The following is a 205-nucleotide window of genomic DNA, read 5'->3' on the forward strand; positions in this document are numbered from 1 at the left end:
TTGCCGTCCTCGCCGACCACGGGCAGGTGCCGGATCCGGGAGTAGGTCATGGTGTGGCCGGTGGCCTCGAGGGAGTCCTCGGGAGTGCAGGTCTTGACGTTCGCGGTCATGATCGCCGAGACCGGCTGGCTGAGCACGCCCGTCCCGTCGGCGAGGTGCCGGACGACGTCCCGCTCGCTGACGATGCCGGAGATCGTGGCACCGT

General features: G+C 69.8%; 1 protein-coding gene. It reads right to left on the reverse strand.

What is annotated here, in order from left to right; genetic code table 11:
• Positions 1–205 (reverse strand): CBS domain-containing protein (locus tag BN358_RS24020; protein WP_157593491.1); only part of this gene is annotated, 205 nt, incomplete at both ends.

It is taken from the genome of Sedimentibacter sp. B4, assembly GCF_000309315.1.
In the GTDB taxonomy this organism is placed as follows: Bacteria; Bacillota; Clostridia; order Tissierellales; family Sedimentibacteraceae; genus Sedimentibacter; species Sedimentibacter saalensis.